The following is a 623-nucleotide window of genomic DNA, read 5'->3' as shown; positions in this document are numbered from 1 at the left end:
CTTTTCATACCATTGTTCTGTGAATTCAGTTGCCTTGAAAAAGGCGGTCAACTGTTCCAATGTCCAGTTCTTTATAACAAGGCCGGTATCCGTGAGGGTAAAATCCGGTTTTTGGAGTACAACCGGTTCACCATCGGGTGGCATGACAGTAAGCTTTTGATTCCTGAATTGATACTCTGTTTGTTTAAGCTCGAACAGTATGGCCGTGATAAAGTGCCACAGGCGCTCCTGGCCCAACATGACGTGATCGCCATCAACAACCACGCCTCTTTCATCATCAGTTGACACCCGGTTTGAAAAGCAGAGATCCGGTATATCAATGTGTTCAGGCAGATAGTGGTTTGTCAGTAACATTCCTTCCAGTAACCGTTGCTGAGTAGCTACATCAGGAGCGGCTTCAGGTTTAGCCTGGTATTCAAGACAAGCATCCATGACTAGCTGCATTTTGTGTGGTCCGAGTACCCGATGTAACCCGTGCCATTGTGAGATGGTGGGCACGGTTTTGAATAGCTCATCCATCTTATCCGCGTATTTTGAGCGGTTATCTTCTGATTGTTGCCAGAGAATCTCCAGCATTATGCGTTTCGACAGCGTGTACTCAAATCGCTCGCCAAGCTGTTGGC

At 47.0% G+C, this 623-nt stretch carries 1 protein-coding gene; it reads right to left on the bottom strand.

The window, feature by feature from the left end:
• Positions 1-623, bottom strand: a 623-nt coding sequence (locus J7439_RS25860; protein WP_209204928.1) for a hypothetical protein, incomplete at both ends; no start/stop codon positions are given.

The organism is Salinisphaera sp. G21_0 (assembly GCF_017744115.1).
Taxonomy (GTDB): domain Bacteria; phylum Pseudomonadota; class Gammaproteobacteria; order Pseudomonadales; family Endozoicomonadaceae; genus Endozoicomonas.
The sequence above is the reverse complement of the archived record's forward strand: the minus strand, read 5'-3'. Positions and strand labels throughout refer to the sequence as shown.